This window comes from Burkholderiales bacterium (genome assembly GCA_013695435.1).
GTDB lineage: Bacteria > Pseudomonadota > Gammaproteobacteria > Burkholderiales > JACMKV01 > JACMKV01.
On record JACDAM010000156.1, the window covers coordinates 1 to 21,540 of the forward strand.

Annotated in this window: 19 protein-coding genes; 8 read left to right on the forward strand and 11 right to left on the reverse strand. The window is 59.9% G+C overall.

Annotated features, from left to right (window positions below; translation table 11 throughout):
* From H0V78_08120 to H0V78_08130, 3 genes are all read left to right on the forward strand, one after another.
* A partial coding sequence (locus H0V78_08120; GenBank protein ID MBA2351744.1) for an NAD-dependent dehydratase occupies positions 1-251 on the forward strand: 251 nt, incomplete at its 5' end.
* Positions 252-316: 65 nt separating this feature from the next.
* Positions 317-571 (forward strand): type II toxin-antitoxin system HicA family toxin, encoded by a 255-nt coding sequence (locus H0V78_08125; GenBank protein ID MBA2351745.1) that lies wholly within the window; start codon positions 317-319, stop codon positions 569-571.
* Positions 568-900, forward strand: a complete 333-nt coding sequence (locus H0V78_08130; GenBank protein ID MBA2351746.1) for a type II toxin-antitoxin system HicB family antitoxin — start codon at positions 568-570, stop codon at positions 898-900. The genes H0V78_08125 and H0V78_08130 overlap by 4 nt, the downstream gene beginning before the upstream one ends.
* Positions 901-1,735: 835 nt before the next feature.
* Here the strand turns inward: H0V78_08130 and H0V78_08135 are convergent.
* The 3 genes from H0V78_08135 to H0V78_08145 are packed head-to-tail and all read right to left on the reverse strand — an operon-like array spanning position 1,736 to position 6,138.
* Positions 1,736-2,239 (reverse strand): lipoprotein signal peptidase, encoded by a 504-nt coding sequence (locus H0V78_08135; GenBank protein MBA2351747.1) that lies wholly within the window; start codon positions 2,237-2,239, stop codon positions 1,736-1,738.
* On the reverse strand, positions 2,232-5,165 hold the full coding sequence (ileS, locus tag H0V78_08140; GenBank protein MBA2351748.1) for an isoleucine--tRNA ligase: 2,934 nt from the start codon (positions 5,163-5,165) through the stop codon (positions 2,232-2,234). The genes H0V78_08135 and ileS overlap by 8 nt, the downstream gene beginning before the upstream one ends.
* A gap of 34 nt (positions 5,166-5,199) precedes the next feature.
* Positions 5,200-6,138, reverse strand: a complete 939-nt coding sequence (locus H0V78_08145) for a bifunctional riboflavin kinase/FAD synthetase (GenBank protein ID MBA2351749.1) — start codon at positions 6,136-6,138, stop codon at positions 5,200-5,202.
* Positions 6,139-6,261: 123 nt separating this feature from the next.
* Between H0V78_08145 and H0V78_08150 the strand changes: the two genes are divergently transcribed.
* Positions 6,262-6,672, forward strand: coding sequence for a hypothetical protein (locus H0V78_08150; GenBank protein MBA2351750.1), 411 nt, complete (start codon positions 6,262-6,264; stop codon positions 6,670-6,672).
* A gap of 185 nt (positions 6,673-6,857) precedes the next feature.
* Here H0V78_08150 and H0V78_08155 read toward each other — a convergent pair whose 3' ends face one another.
* From H0V78_08155 to H0V78_08185, 7 genes are all read right to left on the reverse strand, one after another.
* Positions 6,858-7,364 carry a hypothetical protein gene (locus H0V78_08155; GenBank protein ID MBA2351751.1) on the reverse strand — a complete coding sequence of 169 codons (507 nt, stop codon included), beginning with the start codon at positions 7,362-7,364 and terminating at the stop codon, positions 6,858-6,860.
* Between the two features lie 62 nt (positions 7,365-7,426).
* Positions 7,427-8,083, reverse strand: coding sequence for a phosphatase PAP2 family protein (locus H0V78_08160; protein ID MBA2351752.1), 657 nt, complete (start codon positions 8,081-8,083; stop codon positions 7,427-7,429).
* A gap of 51 nt (positions 8,084-8,134) precedes the next feature.
* Entirely contained in the window at positions 8,135-8,938 is an 804-nt protein-coding gene (cobA, locus tag H0V78_08165; GenBank protein MBA2351753.1) for a uroporphyrinogen-III C-methyltransferase, read from the reverse strand.
* Positions 8,935-10,254 carry a sulfate adenylyltransferase subunit CysN gene (cysN, locus tag H0V78_08170; protein MBA2351754.1) on the reverse strand — a complete coding sequence of 440 codons (1,320 nt, stop codon included), beginning with the start codon at positions 10,252-10,254 and terminating at the stop codon, positions 8,935-8,937. The genes cobA and cysN overlap by 4 nt, the downstream gene beginning before the upstream one ends.
* Before the next feature lie 75 nt (positions 10,255-10,329).
* Positions 10,330-11,328: a sulfate adenylyltransferase subunit CysD gene (gene cysD / locus H0V78_08175; protein ID MBA2351755.1), complete on the reverse strand. Its 999-nt coding sequence runs from the start codon at positions 11,326-11,328 to the stop codon at positions 10,330-10,332.
* Between the two features lie 29 nt (positions 11,329-11,357).
* Positions 11,358-12,056 carry a phosphoadenylyl-sulfate reductase gene (locus H0V78_08180; GenBank protein ID MBA2351756.1) on the reverse strand — a complete coding sequence of 233 codons (699 nt, stop codon included), beginning with the start codon at positions 12,054-12,056 and terminating at the stop codon, positions 11,358-11,360.
* A 100-nt stretch (positions 12,057-12,156) separates the two neighbouring features.
* Positions 12,157-14,274: a nitrite/sulfite reductase gene (locus H0V78_08185; protein ID MBA2351757.1), complete on the reverse strand. Its 2,118-nt coding sequence runs from the start codon at positions 14,272-14,274 to the stop codon at positions 12,157-12,159.
* A 161-nt stretch (positions 14,275-14,435) separates the two neighbouring features.
* Between H0V78_08185 and cysB the strand changes: the two genes are divergently transcribed.
* Positions 14,436-15,377, forward strand: a complete 942-nt coding sequence (gene cysB / locus H0V78_08190; protein MBA2351758.1) for an HTH-type transcriptional regulator CysB — start codon at positions 14,436-14,438, stop codon at positions 15,375-15,377.
* A gap of 261 nt (positions 15,378-15,638) precedes the next feature.
* On the opposite strand, the gene dnaE is transcribed toward cysB, so the two are convergent.
* On the reverse strand, positions 15,639-19,454 hold the full coding sequence (gene dnaE / locus H0V78_08195) for a DNA polymerase III subunit alpha (GenBank protein ID MBA2351759.1): 3,816 nt from the start codon (positions 19,452-19,454) through the stop codon (positions 15,639-15,641).
* Between the two features lie 226 nt (positions 19,455-19,680).
* On the opposite strand from dnaE, the gene H0V78_08200 reads away from it, so the two are divergent.
* The 3 genes from H0V78_08200 to H0V78_08210 form a co-directional block, all read left to right on the forward strand.
* A complete protein-coding gene (locus tag H0V78_08200; protein MBA2351760.1) occupies positions 19,681-20,544 on the forward strand; it encodes an alpha/beta hydrolase in 864 nt (287 codons plus the stop codon).
* A gap of 12 nt (positions 20,545-20,556) precedes the next feature.
* Positions 20,557-21,186, forward strand: coding sequence for a 2-hydroxychromene-2-carboxylate isomerase (locus H0V78_08205; GenBank protein ID MBA2351761.1), 630 nt, complete (start codon positions 20,557-20,559; stop codon positions 21,184-21,186).
* 256 nt (positions 21,187-21,442) lie between these two features.
* Positions 21,443-21,540: helix-turn-helix domain-containing protein (locus H0V78_08210; protein ID MBA2351762.1), on the forward strand; the 98-nt coding region annotated here is incomplete at its 3' end.

Sequence of the window (21,540 nt, forward strand, 5' to 3'; positions counted from 1 at the left end):
GTCAGAAACCGCCGCGCATCCGCCTGCCGCACAACGCGATTCTGCCGATCGCTTATATGACCGAAGCATGGGCGCGCATCAGTCGCCGGGAGCCGCTGGTAACGGTTGACGGCGTACGGCTGTCGAAGAAAACGATGTTTTTTTCGATCGACAAAGCGCGCCGCGAACTCGGCTATGCGCCGCGACCAGCCGATGAAGCATTGATCGACGCCGTGACGTGGTTTCGCGAAAACGGATATTGCGGCGAGTGATTCCCACTTCGGTGCTATCACTTCATGCTTGCACTTGCTAGCGGAACGCGCTAGCATCTAGCCCAGTGAATGCCAAGCACCGAAAGACGCTTCAAACCATCTTTGCCCGACCAACGTCGCCGTCAGTTGTCTTCTCTGACATCGAAGCGCTGGTTGTTGCTTTAGGTGGCTCGATCACGGAGCGCGAAGGCTCGCGCGTCAGGATTTCTCTCCAGGGTGAGCAGTGGCACTGTCACCGCCCTCACCCAGGCAAGGAAGCCAGGCGCTACCAGGTCGAGGAGGCTCGCGAACTGCTGGAACGTGTAGGGGTCAAGCCATGAACACCATGAGTCACAAGGGGTATACCGCCCGAATCGAGTTCGACGAACGCGACAACATCTTTGTCGGTCGCGTTCTTGGGCTGCACACTATGATCAGCTTTCATGGTGAAACCGTGAAGGGTCTGCGTGCCGCGTTCGTGAAAGCCATCGAAGAGTTCTTGCTCGACTGCAAGGAACAAGGGGTTCGCCCCGAGAAGCCCGCGTCTGGCAAGCTCATGCTCCGCGTACCGCCGGAAATTCATGGTGCGGCCCTGGTTGCAGCTCAGGCTGCAGGCAAAAGCCTCAATCAATGGGCGACCGAGGTGCTCGAAGAAGCCACGCATGGTTGAGCGCTACAACCAAGAGGCTGGATTGGCGTGGTGAAATTCACGCGCTATTTCTCGGCGGTACGAACGCGGCCCGACCGAGTCTTAATTCGGGAAGATGGATTGAACGAGCGATCGAATCACCCTTTCGTGAATTCGTCCAAACCGATGGCGACATCCGGCGTTGGACGATCGTACCGGAAATGGAAAACCGCTATCTCCGAGTAGCTTTGCCGCCCGACGGAGAGACGGTTCACAATGCTTTCTTTGATCGGGGTTGCGGCTTTGCCAGGCGTAGAAGCGGCCGCGGGTCACACCGTACAGCGTGCACATCATCTGACCGAATGAGCTTGCCGGTTTGCCGCGATGAAGGCAAAGACTTCTGCTTTCGATCGCAGGCAAACCGGATAGCTTTTTTAAGAGATCATGGTCCTGCTGCAGGCGCCTGTATTGCTGCTCTACCATATCTGTTGATCTTCTGTGGTCCTGGTGTACCCATTGAGCACTCTCATCGTTAGGTGAAAGTGTCAACGAAACCGATGCAACCTCCATGGCCGCTCGATGGAAAGGTTAGAGGTAATCGGACGACGGCTACTTTGGTTAGAAAGTCAGTCGCTGGGTTGCATTCTATACAAATCAAATACTTAACGCGACTGAGACTCGAGCGGTGCACTCTTCAACATTGCGTCGAACTGCCCGTCAAGTTATCGCCTTCAGCTCCTTAGCGAGACATTCCTCAAGGTGCTTGATTGACATGTAGACGATGCATCGCTGGTCTTTACGTCAAACCGAGATCATTGCCTTCCTTCCAACAGCACAGTCGGTATACCTTTGCCCCATGCGTTGGAATGACGTCCGTTTACGCGCTGCCGCGCGGCTTTTCATTCGCGGCAGCAGTCCGGCTACCGGGCCGAAAACTATCCCAGATCAGCAATACCGCGCCGACGGTTATCGCCGAATCGGCGACATTGAACGCCGGCCACGAATATTCCGCGATATGAAAATGCAGGAAATCGACGACGGCGCCGAAGCGGAAGCGGTCTATGACATTGCCGATGGCGCCGCCGAGGACGAGAGCCAGCGCCATATTCATCAGCATGCTGCCGGCATGCCGGTACAGCATATAAAGAATCCAGATCGATGCGAGCAGGGCAATCGCGATAAAAAATTCGCGCTGCCAGCCCGAGGCGTTGCTCAGGAACGAGAACGCCGCGCCCGTGTTGTAGGTCAGCACGAGATCGAAAAACGGCGTGAGGACGACGCGGTCGCCGAACGTCAACGATAGCGTGATGGCGAGTTTCGACCATTGGTCGAGCACGATCACCAGCGCTGCGAGACCGAGCCACGGCAGCAATTTACGCATGACTACGCGGCTCCCCGGCGCCGAACAGGTTGGCCACGCAGCGCCCGCAGATTTGCGGATGCGCGGGATCAGCGCCGACGTCCGCGCGGTAATGCCAGCAGCGCTCGCATTTCGGATGCGGGCTCGCAACCACCGCGATGCTGATTCCCGGAATGCTGCTCGCGGTCGCGCCGGCGGATTCTGATGATGCAGCTGCGACGGTAGCGGCCGACGTAATAAACACGAAGCGCAGATCGTCGCCAAACGATCGCAAGACATCGCTTTCTCCGGCATCCGCATGCAGCACGACCTCGCCGGCCAGCGATGATCCGATCTGACCGGCGACACGCAGGGCCTCGAGTTGCCTTTGCACATCCGAACGCAGCATGCGCAATTTGCTCCAGCGGGCGCGCAAGCGATCGGCGTCGGCAGCGGAAGCGGCGTCGTCAACGGCAAGGGCAGGCAACTCGTACCAGGTCGACAGGAATACGCTACTGTCGGCATCGCGATTCAACACCTGCCATGCTTCTTCCGCCGTGAAACTCAATATCGGCGCCAGCAGTCGCACCAGACATTGGGCGATGTGGTGCAAGGCGTTTTGCGCCGACCGCCGCGCGGCGGAATCGGCGCCGGCCGTGTACAGGCGATCTTTCAGAATATCCAGATAGAAGCCGCCGAGATCCTCGGAACAAAACTGCTGGAGCTTCTGCACGACCTGATGGAATTCATAGCGGCCGTAGTGTCCGCCTGATTGCGCTGCGCCGGCATCGACACTGCCGGCAAGTGCCGACTGCAAATCAGCTGTCATGACGATCGCATAGCGGTCGATTTCCAGCCATTGTTCAACCGGCGGCACATCGCGCGCCGCATCGAAATCGGAAACGTTGGCGAGCAGAAAACGCAGCGTGTTGCGAATGCGCCGATAACTCTCGACCACGCGCTTCAGAATTTCGTCTGAGATCGACAATTCCGCGGAATAATCGGTGGCGGCGACCCACAGCCGCAGAATGTCGGCGCCAAGCGTATCCGAAACCTTCTGCGGCGCGATCACATTGCCGCGCGACTTGCTCATTTTGTGGCCGCTGCCATCGACGACGAAACCGTGCGTCAGCAGCCCTTTGTACGGCGCCCGGCCATCGATCGCGCAGCCGGTCAGCAATGACGACTGAAACCAGCCGCGATGCTGGTCGGAGCCCTCCAGATACAAATCGGCCGGGTAGCGCAGGCCAACGCTTTCCGCGTCCTGCCCGCGCAACACGGTAGCGTGCGTGGTGCCCGAATCGAACCAGACGTCGAGCGTATCGTTGAGTTTGCGGTACGAACTCGCATCGCTTCCGAGCAGTTCGGCCGGATCGAGCGCAAACCACGCCTCGATGCCTTGCTGCTCGACTCGTTCGGCAACCTGTTCGAGCAATTCGTCGCTGCGCGGGTGCGGTTCGCCGCTCTCCCGGTGCAAGAAAAACGCCATAGGCACGCCCCAGTCGCGCTGACGCGATACGCACCAGTCGGGGCGATTTTTGATCATCGCCTGCAGACGCGCGCAACCCCAATCCGGATAGAACCCGGTATCTTTTATGGCGTCGAGCGCAGTGCTGCGAAGAGCGGTCGGCCATGCATTTTGCGCTGCCCGCCGCGCCTCGTTCGCCGGCGTTTCGTCCGCATCCGTAGTTCTCGCAGGATCGTCCATCGCAATGAACCATTGCCGGGTCGCGCGAGAGATGATTGGCGTTTTGTGGCGCCAGCAATGCGGGTAGCTGTGCTTTAATTTTTCCTGATGGATCAGCGCCCCGCTATTTTCGAGTTCCGCGACGATCAAGTCGTTTGCTTTCCAGACCGACAGACCACCGACGAGCGGAATAGCCGGCAAAAACTTGCCGTCATCGCCGACCGGATTTTCGACCGGCAACTGGTAGCGGAGACCGACGACATAATCGTCGAGACCATGCGCCGGCGCGGTGTGCACGAGGCCGGTGCCGGCCTCCAGCGTGACGTGCTCGCCGCAGACGATGGGCACCTCGCGCGCGTAAAAAGGATGCTGCAGTTTCAGGTTTTCAAGCACCCGACCGCGGCGCGTTCCGAGCGTGCGGATCGGGCTCAGGCCGAAGCGCGCGAGACATGTTTCGGCCAATTCCGCGGCGAGCAGCAACACGCCTTTTTCGGTCTCGATCAGCGTGTACTGGAAATCGGGATGAATGCTAACGGCCTGATTGGCCGGCAGCGTCCACGGTGTGGTGGTCCAGATCACCGCGTAAACCTGGCGCTCTGGCCCGGCTATGCCAAATGCGTCGGCGAGCTTGTCCGGTTCACTGAATCTGAATCCGACATCGATCGCCGGCGAAACCTTGTCTTCGTACTCGACCTCGGCCTCAGCCAATGCCGAACCGCAATCGATGCACCAGTTGACCGGCTTCCGGCCCTGATACAGATAGCCGTTCTGGCGAATTCTGCCGAGCGCGCGAATGATGCCGGCCTCGGTCTGAAAAGCCATGGTCAGATAGGGCTGCTCCCAATCGCCGAACACGCCAAGGCGGATGAAATCGGCTTTCTGGCGCGCGACCTGGGTCGCGGCGAATTCGCGGCACAGCTTGCGGAACTGTTCGGCCGGAATGTTAATTCCGTGCGCCTTTTCGACCTGGAGTTCGATCGGCAGGCCGTGGCAATCCCAGCCTGGCAAATAGGGCGCGTCGTAACCCGACAGCGTCCGGCTTTTTACGATGATGTCCTTGAGGATTTTATTGACTGCGTGGCCGATGTGAATATCGCCATTCGCATAGGGAGGACCATCGTGCAGGATGAATAATGGGCGACCTGCACAAACTTCGCGTATGCGTTGATACAGCTTTTGCTTCCGCCATTGCTCGAGCATGGCAGGTTCGCGGCGGGCGAGATCGCCGCGCATCGGAAACGAGGTGTCGGGGAGGTTCAGGGTTTTTTTATAATCGGCCATGCGTGTGGTTGTCGGGATTTATCGGGATGCCGCGTCAGGCAGCCGCGTGCGAAAACCACGCTTGGGCGTTTTTCACGTCGAGCCCGATTTGCCGCGTCAAGGCATCGAGATCGGCGAAGTGTTCCTCGTCACGCAGCTTGTGCAGGAAATGCACGGTAAGGCGCTTGCCGTACAGATTCCCGTACAAATCGTTGCTGCCGAACAGATGGACTTCGAGTAACGGCGCGGCGCCCGTCTTGATGGTGGGGCGCACGCCGAGACTGGCGACACCGGGACAGCGTTCGGTACCGATTCCGTCGACTTCGATGGCGAAGATGCCGGAGAGCGCGGGCTTGTTTCGTTTCAGCTCGATGTTCGCCGTCGGATAGCCGATCCTGGCGCCGAGCTTGTCGCCATGGACGACGCGGCCGCAGATGCTGTAATGCCTGCCGAGCAGCGCGGCGGCACGGGTCAGTTCGCCATCAGCCAATGCCTGCCGGATGTCGCTGCTCGATACGCGCAAGCCATCAACGGCGATCGACGGCATGGGCGCGACCTCGAATCCGTGCCGGATCGCGGCTGCCTGAAGTTGCGCGAGATCACCGCTGCGACGCGCGCCGAAACGGAAATCTTCGCCGACAAGCACCCATTTCGTCGCCATCCGCAGCAGCGCATCGGCGATAAAGTCTTCAGCGCTCATTTGCGCAAGGCTGCGATCGAAGCGGCAGATATAAACACGCCGCACACCGTAATGGGACAGCAGGGTAATTTTTTCGCGCAGGCTGGTCAGGCGCGCAGGCGCATCGTTGGGCGAGAAATATTCCCGCGGATGGGGCTCGAAAATCATCGCGCAGGGTGTAATTCCGCGCGCGTCCGCCGCCTGTTTCAGGCGCGCCAGCATCGCCTGATGGCCGAGATGAACACCGTCGAAATTGCCGATGGTCAGCGCGATGGGGCTGGCGGCGCTGGCGGGAATCTCGCGAACGATTTGCATAACGGAAATACCGGATTTTACTTGGTTACTTCCGGAATAATCCAGCGCTGTGCAAGGTGATCGCGACGCGCCATGAACTTCGCAGCCAGCACGCGTGTCGAAATTCAACAGATGGAGAACGCCATGAAAAATACTCCCGGATCGATCAAATCCGCCTTACTGGCTGTACCCGCACTGGCGCTTTCCTCCGCGCTGATGTTGCCTTGCGCCCATGCCGCAGAGAGGAGGCTGCCGCCGGAAAGGGCAAGGTCGACGAAAAAATGGTGGAAGCGTGGCGCACCGTTCGTGCGCTCGACTGCGCGCGCTGTCGTTCGTGCGCTCGACTGCGCGCGCTGTCATGGCGAACCTTCGCTGTTGACCTCTGTGAAAGAGCGCGATGCCGAATCGTTTAAACGGCTCTCACTCGAAGGCAATGCCGGCCGCGGCATGCCGCCTTACAAATCGAACGAGCGAGCCGTCAAGAACATCGATGCCATCCACGCCTATTTCAAGGGTTTGGCCGACGGAACCGTCCCGAAGGGCAATCTCAAGTAGAACAGCTTTACGGCGCTATCGGAAGCGAATCGGCCAGGAGCCTCTGAATAACCCATCTTTGTCATTTCCCGCGAACGCGGGAATCCAGGAGTCCGATGGTGAAAAACCTCTGGATTCCCGCGCTCGCGGGAAATGACAATTGATCGAGGTTGACGACTTGATCGGAGGTTGGTTGTCGAGCCTGTTCAAATCGACGATGGCGTGCGCAACTGCTCGTTATCGACCTCTTTGACCCGCCCCGCGAGCGCGCGAATATAGGCGGCGAATTCTTCGTCCTCGCCGCGCAGAAGCTCCGGCAAACGGATCGCGAAAGCGTCGCGCCGGCACCACTCCAGCATATAGTCCTCCCAGGAATTCCAGCGCCTTTTTTTGGCAGGCGACATGACCGGCGCATAGGCGACCAGATAGGCGCGCTCGAATAGCGATATCAGCATGTCGAATACGACCAGCATGCGCTCCTCCTCCTCGGCGCTGAGATCAGGTGTCGGCGTGTTGGAACGCAGGTGCAAATCGGTATTGCTCAATACCACTTTCAGAAATTCATTGTAAGCATTCGCCAGCAACTGATACTCCTCTTCTTCCTCGTTATCGCGCTCGCGCCGCTGCTGGTAGACGAAGATCGTGATCGCGAACGGCAGACCGATCACGGTGACGATATAGCTCGCAAGCTCCCAATAGTCGAGGACAGTCATGGCGAGGCTGACTTCTATTCAGTACACGTGGCAACGCGGTCTCGGCGCGATCGCCGTGACAACTATTTCCTGTCAGGCATCGGCAATCCGCATGGACGACGCGCAGGAAAATGCGCAATGCAGTAGCAGACGATTAGCCATACCACGCCTTCCGTCACGCCGCCCAGCACATCGCTCAAGTGATGTACGCCGAGATAGACGCGGCTCATGCAGGTTATCAGAATCAGCAGCGCGGCTGCCGTAACCGTCGCGCCCCGCGCTGTCGCTGAACGCAAGCTGGCGATGCAGACAACGGCGAGGCTGCCGTAAAGCATGGTCGCCGCCATGGCGTGACCGCTGGGAAAACTGTAGGTTTCGAGCACCAGCACGGGATTCTCGAACAGCGGACGGGCGCGCTGGAACAGTTGCTTCAATCCGGCGTTCAGCAACAAGCCGCCATAGACCGCGATGGACAGAAAAATCGCGCGATGTCGTCGCTGCCGTTGCAGCGCTATCAAGATCGCGATTGCGGCGATCACGCTGACGAAAGCATTGCCGCCGAGATGCGTGACGACCAGCATCAGCGATGTCAGCTGCGGGTACGCGCGATAGTCGATTGCGGTCGCGAACGCGGTTTCCATGTCGCTCAGCGGGCCGCCATAAACCGTGTCCAGCGCGATCGCGGTAAAGCTGGCCGACGCCAATAGCGCAAGCAGGATCAGAGGAATTCGCCGGTTCAATCCAGGTGGAAGTCGACTGACTTCGCGGAAAGCAAACGTGCGAGCCTTGCGTCAGCCGCCGGACACTTTGCGGGCCGGAAATCCAGGAATATTCGTCGCCGCTGCTTGCGCGGATTGTGCTGCGGTTTCTGCCGCACGCAGCCGGTTTGCGTACACCTCGCCGAGACAGACCAATGCCGGACCGCCGATCTGCCAGTCGTCGATATCGTGCAAACCTTCGAGGGTTGTAAAAATTTGCCGTGCGTTGCTCAAGGTAGCGTTTTCCACAATAGCGACCGGCGTGGCCGCGTGCATTCCCGCAGCCTGCAGCGCCTCGCTGATCTGCGCGCCCTGCCCGGCTGCCATGTAGAGCACAGCGGTATCCGCCGCGCAAACGCTGGCCGCCCAATCGCTTGCCCTTTGGTCGGGCCCGATGCGAGGGGTCGCGAAGACCACGCTGCGCGCAACGCCGCGTTGCGTCAGCGACACGCCCAATTCGGCATGCGCGGCCAGCGCCGAGGTCACGCCTGGAACGATTTCGTATTCGACACCGGCTAGCTCGAGCGCGGCGATTTCTTCCTGCGCGCGCCCGAACAGCAGCGGATCACCGCCTTTCAGCCGCACGACAATCGCATATTTGTGCGCCGCTTCGACCAACTGGCGATTGATGAAACGCTGATCGGTAGAAACCCGGCCGCAGCGTTTGCCGACCGCGACTTTGCTCGCGTTCGCGGCCAGCGCGAGCGTATCCGCGTGCACCAGCGCATCGTAAAAAACGACATCCGCTTGCGCCAGCAGCCGCGCACCGCGCAGGGTGATCAGATCCGCGGCGCCCGGGCCTGCGCCTATCAGATAGACTTTTCCCTGACTGGTCACAGGCGTCTCTCACCCAGCTTTCTCCCGGCTGGAGAGTGGGCAAAATCGGCGATCATTCCGGCAGCGACGGTATTGTTGCTCGCCTCGTCGATCACGATGAAGCCGCCGGTGGCGCGATTGCGTTTGTAGCTATCGCACATCAGCGGCTGTTGCACTTTGATCGAAACCCGGCCGATATCATTCATTGCCAGGGTTTTGGCCGGGGTGTTCGACAAGGTATGGATATCGACCTGGTAGTCGAGTCGGCTCACTATTGCGCGCACGCTTTTGGTGGTGTGCTTGATCAGGTAGCGGCGCGACAAATCGAGCGGCTGTTCGCCCAGCCAGCAAAGCATCGCGTCGAACTCTTTGGCCGCAGGCGGCGCATCACTGGTCTTGACCAGCATATCGCCGCGCGAAATATCGATGTGATCGGCTATCGTCAGCGTTACCGACTGCGGAGCGTCGGCACGGTCGAGTTTGCCGTCGAACGTGACGATTTCCTTGATCCGCGAACGCTGGCCGGAAGGCAGCACGGTCACGTCGTCGCCAACGCGAATGTCGCCCGATTCGATGCGCCCCATGTAGCCGCGAAAATCGGGCAAAGTCGCGCTGTTTGGTTTGCAGACCAGTTGTACCGGAAAGCGAAAATCCTCCGTGTTGATGTCGTCGGTGATTTCTGTCGTTTCGAGCATTTCGAGCAGGGTTTCGCCGCGATACCAGGGCATGCGGTCATTGCGCGCGACGACCATGTCGCCCTGCAACGCGGAAATCGGAATGTAGCTGATGTTCGGCAAATCGAGGCCCATCGCGAAATATTCGAATTCGTCGCGCACGAACTGGAATACGGTTTCCGAATACTCGACGAGATCCATTTTGTTGACCGCGACGATCAGATGCGGAATGCCGACCAGGCTGGCGAGATAGGCGTGGCGACGCGATTGGCTGAGCACGCCCTTGCGCGCATCGATCAGCACGATCGCCAGATTCGCGGTCGACGCGCCCGTCACCATATTGCGCGTGTACTGCTCATGGCCCGGCGTATCGGCGATGATGAATTTACGCCTGGGCGTCGCGAAATAACGGTAGGCGACGTCGATAGTGATGCCCTGCTCGCGTTCGGCCTGCAGGCCATCGGTCAACAGCGACAAATCGATGCCGCTCATGCCGCGCCGCCTTGTACTGGTTTCGATCGACGACAGTTGATCCTCGAATATCGATTTCGAATCATAGAGCAGCCGTCCGATCAGCGTGCTCTTGCCGTCATCGACGCTGCCGCAGGTAATGAAGCGCAGCAACTCGGCGTTTTCGAAGGTGATGTTTTCGATTGCTGACATGTCTACTCCACAGCGCCTTTACCAGGAAAATTTGTCAACTTCATTGCGTTCGCAACACCGCGCCTTTTGTCGAACCTAGAAATATCCTTCTTTCTTGCGCAACTCCATCGATGCTTCCGACGTTTGATCGTCCATGCGCGTAGCGCCCCGCTCCGTGATGCGCGAGGTTGCCGTTTCGGTGATGATGTCGCGCAAGGTCGTCGCCGCCGACTCGACCGGGCATGTGCAAGTCATGTCGCCGACAGTGCGAAAGCGCACCTGCAGATCCCTGACCGTCTCGCCGTCCTGCGGCTGCACCAGATGCGACACCGGCAGCCAGCCGTTGCCGCGCTTGATCACATCGCGCTGGTGCGCGAAATAAATATCCGGAATTTCGAGTTGCTCGCGTGCGATATATTCCCAGATGTCGAGCTCGGTCCAGTTGCTGATCGGGAACACCCGAATGTTTTCGCCGGCGTTCACGCGCGTGTTGTACAAATCCCACAGTTCGGGGCGCTGATTTTTCGGATCCCACTGGCCGAAGTCATCCCGGAACGAAAAAATGCGTTCCTTGGCGCGCGCTTTCTCCTCATCGCGGCGCGCGCCGCCGATGCAGGCGTCGAGCTGCAATTCGGCGATCGCATCGAGCAGGGTGACAGACTGGAATGCGTTGCGGCTTTGCGTTTCGGATTTCACCGTAATCCTGCCTTTCGCAATCGAATCGTCCAGGCTGCGCACGATGAGCCTCTCATTCAACTGCGCCGCGCGGCGATCGCGAAACTCGATCACTTCCGGAAAGTTGTGGCCGGTATCGATGTGTAGCAACGGAGACGGAAAGCGGCCGGGACGAAATGCTTTTTCAGCAAGCCGCAATAGCACGATCGAATCCTTGCCGCCGGAAAACAGCAGCGCCGGATTTTTACATTCGGCAGCGACTTCGCGCAGGATATGGATAGACTCCGATTCGAGCGCATCGAGATGGCTGACCGGGCGACGCTTGTCCGTTTGCCGCTGCCGCACCTCGTGCTCATGCTCGCGCGGCGGCGATGCGATCTCCTGGGCTCGTTGCGGCAAATCGAGCGTTTCTGTCTCCATCGCTTTCACCTTTTGTTTTTCATCCGGCGTCAGTTGTTCAATTCCGGGTCGGCCTTCGGATGCAGGCCGCATTCCTTGCCCTGCGCATCTTCCCACCACCAGCGGCCGGCGCGGATGTCTTCGCCTGGCGTGATCGCGCGTGTGCACGGCGCACAGCCGATGCTCGGATAACCGCGATCATGCAGCGCGTTGTACGGCACCTGGTACTCGCGGATGTAGGCCCAGATTTCGCGTTCGCTCCAATCGGCGAGCGGATTGAATTTCTGCATGCCATGATCGGCGTCGAATTCGGATTCCAGCAGATCCCCACGAGTGACGGCCTGCGCGCGGCGCAAGCCGGTAATCCAGGCGCGCTTGCCGGCCAAAGCGCGGCGCAGCGGTTCGACCTTGCGCATATGGCAGCACGCTTTACGCAGCGCCAGGCTATTGAAGAACGCGTTCGGGCCGTGCTCGCGCGCGTAGCTTTCCACGGTTTCTGCGTGCGGAAAATAAACGCGCGGCCGGATGCCGTAGCGCTCGCCGACTTCCTGCATTAGCTTGTAGGTTTCCTCGGGCAGGCGGCCGGTGTCCAGGCTGAATATCTCGATGCCGGGGAAATCCTTCGCGATCAGATCGGTCAGCACCATGTCTTCAGCGCCGAAGCTGTTGGCGAAAACCGCCGGCGCGTAATCCGCCGCGATGGCGCCGAGCAAGACTTGCGCGCGCGCGACTTTCCCGGTCAGATCGATTGCAGCCTCGACCCTGCCGGGCAAATATTTTTCGCTCACGGTAGTATCGACCACGGTGTTTGCGACCACGGTGTTTTCAACGACAGCGCTCACGATGAGATCAAACCGGGCTCAGTTGCGATTGCGGCCGCTGCATAACGACCGGACGTTTTTTCGGCAACGCGCCGCTCAAATCGAGCTGACGATCGCGCCGCACGCTAAATTCGGCGGCGGCCTGCGTCCAATCATCGATCTGGCGGAATAGCGCCGTCAGTCCCGCGTCGTTTAGTTCTTCGGCGGGACGCGCCAACTCGGCGGCGAACTGGGCAAGCTTGTCCGCGAGCAGCACATCGTCCGCTTCATTCTGGACAGCCGCGCCTGCCGATAGTGCGCGGCGCAGTTCTTCGGCTTGCCCGGCCAGATCCTCGATTTTCTCGCCGCCGACGAGCAGACTGACTCCCTGCCCGATCAGACGCGTGATCGCCTCGGCGCATTTCGCCGCTTCGCCAAACTTGCGCTGAAACTTCAGCGCATCGCGATACTCGCGCTCGTGCGCGGCATCGAAGAAAGCCGAACCGATCTGCACCTGGCTTGCGCCCGCGCATTCGCCGCCGCCGAGCTGCAACACTTTGAAGTCCGATGCATAGCCGTGGTCGCGCAGAACACTTTCGACTTCTTCAGGCCGCACCTCGACCAGATCGGCGAGCAACTGCTTGAAATAATCCTGACCCAGGCGCCGCGCCCAGACGAAGAAGCGTTCGTCGCCATTTCGATTCGCCAGATGCGCGGCTTTTACGCGCTCGATGGCGACTTCGATGCGCGCCGACGGAACCGACGGACCTTTCAGTGCGACGTGTCCGCCGCCCATGCCGTCGCCGCCGAAATACATCTGGTAATGCGGCACCAGCTTGCCGTGCAGGCGGCGGCCTTCTCCATAAATGCCGATGTCGCCGGTTTCCGGTTGCGCGCAGCCGTTATGACATCCGGATACGCGGACGCGCAGATCGGCGGCGCCGCCATCGAGTCTCGGACCGATGACCGTGCTCGAAGTGATGCCGAGGCGGCAAGTCGAGGTGCCGGGGCAGGCGACCACATCGTCGCCGGCTTTCGGCAACCCGAAGCCGATTTTTTCCAGTTGCGCGGTCAGGCCGGCAACGTCGGCCTCGGCGATATTGGCCAGCATCATGTTCTGATCCTGGGTCACCCGGATCTGGTCGAAACCGCGCTCGTCCATAAGCGCCGCCAGGCCGCGCAACTGCGCGACGTTCAGGTTGCCCATGGGAACCGAGATCGGCACCACGCAGAGGTCGGGCTGCCTTTGCGCGAAGACCTTGCGCGGCGCCCCGGGCCCGGGAATCTCGCCGTCCGCGCCCTGCCGCCATTCGCCCTGCGGATATTCCTGAATCGCCAGCGCGGCTTTGGTGCGCGCGAATTCCTCGCGGTATTTTTCGAGGAAACCTTCGGCGCCGAAACGATCGACCAGGAACTTGATGCGCGCTTTCGCGCGTTTCACGCGATCCGAATATTTGTTGTGCATCGCGATGATCGCCTCCATCACCAGCAGCAAATCGCGCTCCTCGACAAACTCCTCGACGATGATCGCCTCGTGCGGCTTGTGTCCGAGGCCGCCGCCGGCCATCACCTTGAAGCCGAAACGGTCGCCATTTTTGACGGCGACAACGCCGAGATCGTGCATCAGGCCCTGCGCGCAATCGGCCTCGCAGGCGGAGAAGCTGATCTTGAATTTGCGCGGCATTTGCTGCGTCAGCGGATTGCGCAGGAAGTGCGCGACAGCGCCGTCGAGGTGGGTGTTGACGTCGACGTGCTCGCGCGGACAAACGCCGGACAGCGCGCACGACGTCACATTGCGGATGGTATTGCCGCAAGCTTCGCGCGTGGTCAGCCCGGCGCTGGCGAGACGGCGCAGCACGGCCGGCGTGTGCTCGAGCGGCACGTAGTGCGCCTGAATGTCCTGGCGCGTCGTGATGTGGACGACATCGTGCTGCGAATATTGTTCGAGGATGTCGGATATCGCGCGTAATTGCGGCGCGTCCAGGCGCCCGCCCGGAAGCTTGATGCGGACCATATTTACGCCTTCCTGGCGCTGCCCATAAACCCCCTGCTGCAAACGCGCCGCCGTGAAACGATCGGCATCCATTTGCAGATTCAGATAATCGTTGACCGCGCGCTCGAATTGATTGAGCTCTTCGAGGTTGGTCAGGTCTTTCAGGCTGCCCATCGCTAACTCCTTACAACACACAACTCAATAAACGTAAATCGCGACGAAAATCGCCCGCTCGAATAACGAGGCGCCGAGTGTAACAAGCGCTGGTTAGATTGCAAAAGAATATTGTGCTACGATGTTATAACTGAATATTATATACGACGTTATAAAAACTGATGAAACTGCAACAGCTCCGCTATATCCACGAAGTCGCGCGTTGCGGACTCAACGTTTCGCAAGCCGCGCAGGCTTTGCACACTTCTCAACCAGGGATCAGCAAACAGATCCGCCTGCTCGAAGATGAGCTCGGCGTGGACATTTTCGTGCGCAACGGCAAGCGGGTCACGGATATCACCGCGCCGGGACGCGAGATTTTACAGATTGCCGAGCGAATTTTGAAGGATGCCGAAAATCTGACGAGTGTCGGACGCGAATTCACCGAAGAAGACAGCGGCAATCTAACCATCGCAACGACGCATACCCAGGCACGCTACGTGTTGCCGCCGGTGATTCAGCGCTTCACGGAACGCTACCCGAAAGTACGCCTGAGCTTGCGCCAGGGCAATCCGGCGCAAATTGCGGCGCAAGCCGCATCGGGCGAAGCCGACATCGTCATCGCGACCGAGGCGATGGAGCAGCTCGCCGACCTCGTTATCCTGCCGTGCTATCAGTGGAATCGCGCGGTCGTGGCGCGTTTCGACCATCCGCTCGTCAACGAGCGCCGATTGACCCTGGAAGCCATCGCCAGGTATCCGATCATCACCTACGAGTTCGCATTCACCGGGGCATCCAAGATAAACCGCGCGTTCGAAACGCGCAGGCTAAAGCCAACCGTCGTGTTGACCGCAATCGATTCGGACATCATCAAAACCTATGTCGGCCTCGGCCTCGGCGTCGGCATTCTCGAACAAATGGCCTTCGACGCCGCACGCGACCGGGATTTACGGTTTCTCGACGCCAGCCATTTGTTCGAATCGAGCACGACGCGCATCGGCCTGCGCAAAGGCAGCTATCTGCGCGGCTATCTGTACGATTTCATCGAGCTGTTCGCCCCGCACCTCGCCCGCGCGACGGTCGAGAAAGCGATGCGCGGCGGCGGCTCGGATTACGAGTTGTGATTCGCATGAGCTACGAACGGTAACGTCATTCGCTTCTCAGGGACAGACATGCCACTTTGAGCAAGCGCAGGCTTTAACAGGCTGTTGAAAAACGTAGCCAGCGCAGCCAAGACGAGGCGCGAAGGGCCGAGAAAGCGGAATGTATATGGGAATACATGAGCATTTTGAGGCCCTGAGTAACGAAGTATTGGCAAGCGCAGTAGTTTTTCAACAGCCCGTTAAGCCTCGGCACTCTTCGCCTCGAATACCTATCCCCTGCCTTTAATAAACAATAGTGACATTCTCGCGCTGCAAGGCGTCATTCAGCGCCTGCAGCAGGTTGTCGTGCAAATCCACGCGCCACTCGTCCCCCAGTTCGACTTCGCAGATTGCGCGGCCATTGCTATAAGTCACTGCGACTGGACAAGCCCGCGCCGGCTGGCGAGTGGTTCCGCTGCCGCGAAACGCGCTGCCGCCACGTCCATTCGCGCCGCCTCCGTTCGAACGAGCGGCGCTGTTGCCGCTATTACTCCGATCAGCGCCGCTGCTGGCGTTCGCCGCATGCGTTGCAGCCGTCGTGCCGCGCCGATACGGCGACAGCAATTCCATCAGTTGCCGCCCGTTCGACGAGCCGTTGCATTTCAGGCGCAGCGCTTTTGCAAAAGCGGTGCGCGCCGCGGCAAGATTGTAGAGCTGGATCGCGGTAATGCGCCTGTCCTCCGCGCCCCTATCCTCCGCGCCCCCGCCCCCCGCGTTTTCGGCCAGAGGATCGCGCTTGCGCGGACGCACTTCCACCTCGGCGATCAGCAACTGGTCCTCCTTGAGCAGCGTCCGGCAGGCGTCGAACAGCTCGTTGAACACGGTCATCTCGACCCGCGCCGCGCCGTCGTCCAGGGTTATCGCCGCCATGCGCCCGCGGCGCGTCTGCAGGATACGGATGCTGTCGACGATGCCGGCGAGCAGGGTCGTTTGATTTTTCCCCGGCAATTTGTCTAGCCCGGTGCGCACGAACCCCTTCAGATCATCGGCGTAGGCGTGGAAAGGATGGCCGCTCAAATAAAAGCCGAGCGCGAGTTTTTCGTTTTGCAGGCGGATGTTGGCGGGCCAGCGCGGCACTACCGGCAAAGTGGCGGCTTCGATGTCGTCGGCCAGCGCCCCAAACAGGCTGTTCTGGCTTTTGTGCCGATGCAATTGTTCGGCCGAATCCATTGCGATGCCGACAGCGGCAAGCAGGGCGGCGCGATGATCGGTCAAGCTGTCAAATGCGCCGGCGCGGATCAACGATTCGACGACGCGGCGATTGACGATGCGCTTGTCGACGCGCCGGCAGAAATCGAACAGATCGCGGAACGCGCCGTCCTCCTCGCGCGCCTTGATAATGCTGGCAATCGCCGATTCGCCAGTACCCTTGATCGCACCCAGGCCGTAGCGGATCTGTGCCGGGCCGACCGGCCTGAAACGGCAGGCGCTCGCGTGTATGTCGGGCGGCAAAATCCGCACGCCGTTGGCGACGCAATCTTCGTAAAAGCCGTGCACCTTTTCGGTATCGTCCATATCGGACGATAAGGTCGCGGCCATGAACGCGGCCGGATAATGCTTTTTCAGGTAGGCGGTCTGGTAGGCGATCAGCGCGTAGGCGGCGGCGTGTGATTTGTTGAAACCGTAGCCGGCGAATTTTTCGATAAAATCGAAAATCTTTTCGGCAGTTCGTACCGCTACGCCATTTTTCTGCGCACCAGCGGAAAAAATTTCGCGGTGCATGACCATTTCTTCGAGTTTCTTTTTGCCCATCGCGCGGCGCAGCAAATCGGCGCCGCCGAGGCTGTAGCCGCCGATGACCTGCGCGATCTGCATCACCTGCTCCTGGTAAACGCAAACGCCGTAGGTCGGACCCAGGATCGGGCTCAGCATCGGCGCAACTTGCGGATCGAGATATTCGACCGCCTCCTGGCCATGCTTGCGTCGGCAGAATGTCGGAATCAGATCCATCGGTCCCGGCCGATACAACGCGACCAGCGCGATGATGTCCTCGAAACGGTCGGGCCGCGCCTGCTTCAGCATATCGCGCATCCCGCGCGATTCGAGCTGGAACACCGCGGCGGTGTTGCCGGCGGCGATCAGTTGATAGGTCGGCGCGTCGTCGAGCGGGATGGTGTTCAAGTCGAAATGCGGCTTAAGAGAATTGGATTCAGAAGCAAACACCCCCGCCGCTTGCGCGTCGCCTCCGTTTGAAGGGGGATAGGAGGGATTTTCCGTTTGCCGTTCGCGGTTCGCGGATTGCTTTTCCTTGTTCCCTGTCCCCGGTTCGCCGCTTTGTTCCCGGATGAATTTCACCGCCCAATCCAGAATCGTCAGCGTGCGCAATCCCAGAAAATCGAACTTCACCAGCCCGATTTTCTCCACATCTTCCATGTCGAACTGGCTGACCGCGCTATCCTCGGAATCGGCGCAATACAGCGGGCAAAAATCCGACAGCTTGCCCGGCGCGATCAGCACGCCGCCAGCGTGCATACCGACATTGCGGGCCACGCCTTCGAGCTTTTCGGCAAGCTGCAGCAACTCGGCGACTTCCTCTTCTTCCTTTTCGCGCTCCTCGATCGCCGGTTCCGCTTCGCGCGCGTAAATCGTCTTGTCGTCTTTTGGATCGGTGCGCTTGCGCAATGTGACGACGCGTCCGGGCGCGAACGGAATCAGCTTGGCGAGCTGATCGCCGAAGCTGTACGGCAGATCGAGCACGCGCGCGACATCGCGGACGACGGCCTTGGCCGCCATCGTGCCGAACGTCGCAATTTGCGAAACGCTGTCGGCACCGAATTTCTGCTTGACGTAATCGATCACGCGCTCGCGGCCATCCATGCAAAAATCGATGTCGAAATCCGGCATCGATACGCGTTCCGGATTCAGGAAACGTTCGAACAGCAGATCGTATTCGAGCGGATCGAGATCGGTGATGTTGAGGCTGTAGGCGACCAGGGAACCGGCGCCCGAACCGCGTCCGGGGCCGACCGGAATGTCGTTGCGCTTCGCCCAGTTGATGAAATCGGCAACGATCAGGAAATACCCGGAAAAGCCCATTTGCACGATGATGTCGAGTTCGAACGCGAGGCGTACGCGATAGCGCGGCAGTTGCAGGGCGCGTTCGGGTTCGTCCGGATAGAGCGCGGCAAGGCGCGCCGCCAGCCCGGTTTCGGCCTGGTCGCGCAGGTACGCATCGAGCCCGACCCCTGCCGGCACAGGGAATTGCGGCAGCCGGGTCTTTCCGAGTTCAAGCGAAAAATTGCAGCGCTTGGCGATTTCGACGCTGTTTTCGAGCGCCTGCGGAATATCGGCAAACAGCACGGCCATCCCGGCCTGGCTTTTGAAATATTGTTGTTCGGTAAAATTTTTGGGCCGGCGGCGATCCGCCAGCACGCGCGCATCGGCGATGCAGACTCGCGCCTCATGGGCGCGGAAATCGTCCGCGGACAAAAACTGGATCGGGTGCGTCGCGACCACCGGTAGTCGCAGCGCCGATGCGATACGCAGCGCGGCTTGCGTACAAGCGATGGCCTGCGGTGAAGCGCGCTGCACCTCGATATAAAAGCGCCTCGGGAACAGCGCCGCCCACTCGGCCGCACGCGATTGCGCACCCTTGGCGTCGCCGCCCAGCAACGCCATGCCGACATCGCCGAGCTCAGCGCCGGACAACGCGATCAGCCCGTCGGCGCAGGCCTCGGCGAGCCACGATTTGCGGAGCAGCGCGCGACCGCGAAAACGGTTGCCGCGGTAAGCACGGCTCAATACATCGCATAGAAACAGGTAGCCGCCGCGCGACCGGCACAACAGCAGCAGCCGGCTGGGTTTATCGCGATCGTCTTCGTTGTCGATCCAGACATCGCAGCCAATGATTGGCTTGATCCCGGCGCTTTGCGCGGCGCGGTAAAACTTGACCATGCCGAACAGATTGTTGAGATCGGTCAGCGCCAGCGCCGGCATGCGGTCGGCGACAGCCGCGGCAATCGCGTCGTCGAGGCGAACGATGCCGTCGACGATCGAGTACTCGCTGTGCAGGCGCAGATGGACGAAAGCTGGTGGAGCGGATGAAGCCGGGACAAACATGCGGGTTGCGGCGGGCAGTGTAGGCAAAGGGAGTTCGACGCGAAATCGGGGACAGGCGCAGCAGCGATTTTAACATTAGCCGACGCAAGATGAACCGGATCGGCTCGTCCCTGGCAGTTCCGAGCCGGCACTTTGCGGCCTCGTCGTCGACGGGCGCTGCCCGGCTCGCTCAAAAGACGTGGTTTATAATGGCGGCTCCGAGTTAGGACGCGCCAGGCTAACCAACATGAAAAACAGCCACTCGCATTACCCGGACATCCGCAGTTTGAGCTATCACGTGCGAACCTGGGGTGATCCCTCGCACGCGCGGCTTTTTCTCCTGCACGGTTGGATGGATACGTCGATTTCGTTCCAGTTCCTGGTCGATGAGTTCGCGCGCGACTGGTACGTCGTGGCGCCGGACTGGCGCGGTTTCGGCTACACCGAATGGTCGGACTACGGCTACTGGTTCGCCGACTATATCGCCGATCTCGATGCGCTCTTGACGCTGTTCCAGCCCGAAGGCGAGGTGCGCCTGGTCGGTCACAGCATGGGCGGCAACGTCGCCTGTCTGTACGCCGGAATACGCCCGCAGCGCGTCGGCGCGGTCGTATCGCTCGAGGGATTCGGCATCCCGCGCATGGCGGCCGAATCCGCGCCGGAACGCTACAGTGAATGGCTCACTGAATTGACCAGTCCGCCGCGCTTCAAGCCGTATACCTCGTTCGAACAGATCGCCGAGCGGCTGCAGCGGAATAATCCGCGGCTACCCGATGACAAGGCGCTGTTTCTGGCGCGCTTCTGGGCCAAACAGTTGCCGAGCGGCGAAATCGTTGCCAACAGCGATCCGCGCCACAAAACGATCAACCCGGTTCTGTACCGGATCGACGAAGCGATGTCGTGCTGGAAGCGGGTGACGGCGCCGGTGTTGTGGGTTGCCGGCAACGATTCGTGGATCCACAACTGGCTCAAGGAATCGCGCGAGGAGTTCGCGCGGCGCCAGCAGGCGTTCCGCAATTTCACCGAAGTCGCAATCGACGATGCCGGCCACATGCTGCACCACGATCAACCCGGGCACCTCGCGCGCATTATCGAAAATTTTGTTTTATGAAATCGTAGCAATATGAAACTCGATTGGTATTTCGATTTCGTCTCGCCGTTTTCGTATCTGCAGCTGGAACGCTTCGACCGGCTGCCGGCGGGCACAGAAGTCACGCTCAAGCCTATCCTGTTCGGCGCCCTGCTCAAGCATCTGAACCAGCGCGGACCGGCCGAGATTCCGCACAAGCGCGAATTCACCTACAAACACGTGCAATGGCAGGCCGACCAGGCCGGCATTCCGTTGCGCTTTCCTCCTGCCCATCCGTTCAATCCGGTGCGCGCGCTGCGGCTGGCGATCGCTCTCGGTAATGATATCGGCGCGGTTCGCGCGATTTTCCGTTTCATCTGGCAACAGGGCCGATTGCCGGACGAGCCCGAAAACTGGCAGGCGTTGACCAAAGCCTTGGGCGTCCACGATGCCGAAGGCCGGATCGCGCAACAAAGCGTCAAGGACAGGTTGAGGCAGAACGGCGAGGATGCGAAAGCGGCCGGCGTGTTCGGCGTGCCGACTTTCGCCGCCGGCAATGATCTGTTCTGGGGATTCGATGCGACGCCGATGCTGATCGCATATCTCAACGATGCCGGCGTGTTGAACACCGACGAGATGCTGCGCATCAGCCAGTTGCCCGCAGCCGTCGAGCGCAAAGTCTAGTGGTTTGTTGAAAAGCTCAAAACCGTCAAGAGATTACATCGTCGCAAAAAAACCCTCCTCGCAATGACACGTTGCGGCTTTTTCAACAAACTCGAGTGTCATGAGTCTGAAGTTAGCTGAACAAATCCAACCCATGTCATTCCCGCGGCGGCGGGAATCCAGCCCCCCTCGGATGGCGACTGCTGGTGGTTCCTTGCACGAAAACTGGATACCCTGAATTCACGAAACAAGTGCAACACCCGTATAAGGTGTTGCCATGGGAACCCGATATGAACAACTTACCTTAGCCGAGCGCATTGAACTCTACCGTCTGTATAAACAAGGTGAACCGATGAGAGCGATCGCCAAAGCGCT

Bases quoted from the DNA above. Each gene is read 5' to 3' on its own strand.
- H0V78_08130 (MBA2351746.1), top strand. From the start codon at position 568: ATGAACACCATGAGTCACAAGGGGTATACCGCCCGAATCGAGTTCGAC.
- H0V78_08135 (MBA2351747.1), bottom strand. From the start codon at position 2,239: ATGCGTAAATTGCTGCCGTGGCTCGGTCTCGCAGCGCTGGTGATCGTG.
- ileS (MBA2351748.1), bottom strand. From the start codon at position 5,165: ATGGCCGATTATAAAAAAACCCTGAACCTCCCCGACACCTCGTTTCCG.
- H0V78_08145 (MBA2351749.1), bottom strand. From the start codon at position 6,138: ATGCAAATCGTTCGCGAGATTCCCGCCAGCGCCGCCAGCCCCATCGCG.
- H0V78_08150 (MBA2351750.1), top strand. From the start codon at position 6,262: ATGAAAAATACTCCCGGATCGATCAAATCCGCCTTACTGGCTGTACCC.
- H0V78_08155 (MBA2351751.1), bottom strand. From the start codon at position 7,364: ATGACTGTCCTCGACTATTGGGAGCTTGCGAGCTATATCGTCACCGTG.
- cysN (MBA2351754.1), bottom strand. From the start codon at position 10,254: ATGTCAGCAATCGAAAACATCACCTTCGAAAACGCCGAGTTGCTGCGC.
- cysD (MBA2351755.1), bottom strand. From the start codon at position 11,328: ATGGAGACAGAAACGCTCGATTTGCCGCAACGAGCCCAGGAGATCGCA.
- H0V78_08185 (MBA2351757.1), bottom strand. From the start codon at position 14,274: ATGGGCAGCCTGAAAGACCTGACCAACCTCGAAGAGCTCAATCAATTC.
- cysB (MBA2351758.1), top strand. From the start codon at position 14,436: ATGAAACTGCAACAGCTCCGCTATATCCACGAAGTCGCGCGTTGCGGA.
- dnaE (MBA2351759.1), bottom strand. From the start codon at position 19,454: ATGTTTGTCCCGGCTTCATCCGCTCCACCAGCTTTCGTCCATCTGCGC.
- H0V78_08200 (MBA2351760.1), top strand. From the start codon at position 19,681: ATGAAAAACAGCCACTCGCATTACCCGGACATCCGCAGTTTGAGCTAT.
- H0V78_08205 (MBA2351761.1), top strand. From the start codon at position 20,557: ATGAAACTCGATTGGTATTTCGATTTCGTCTCGCCGTTTTCGTATCTG.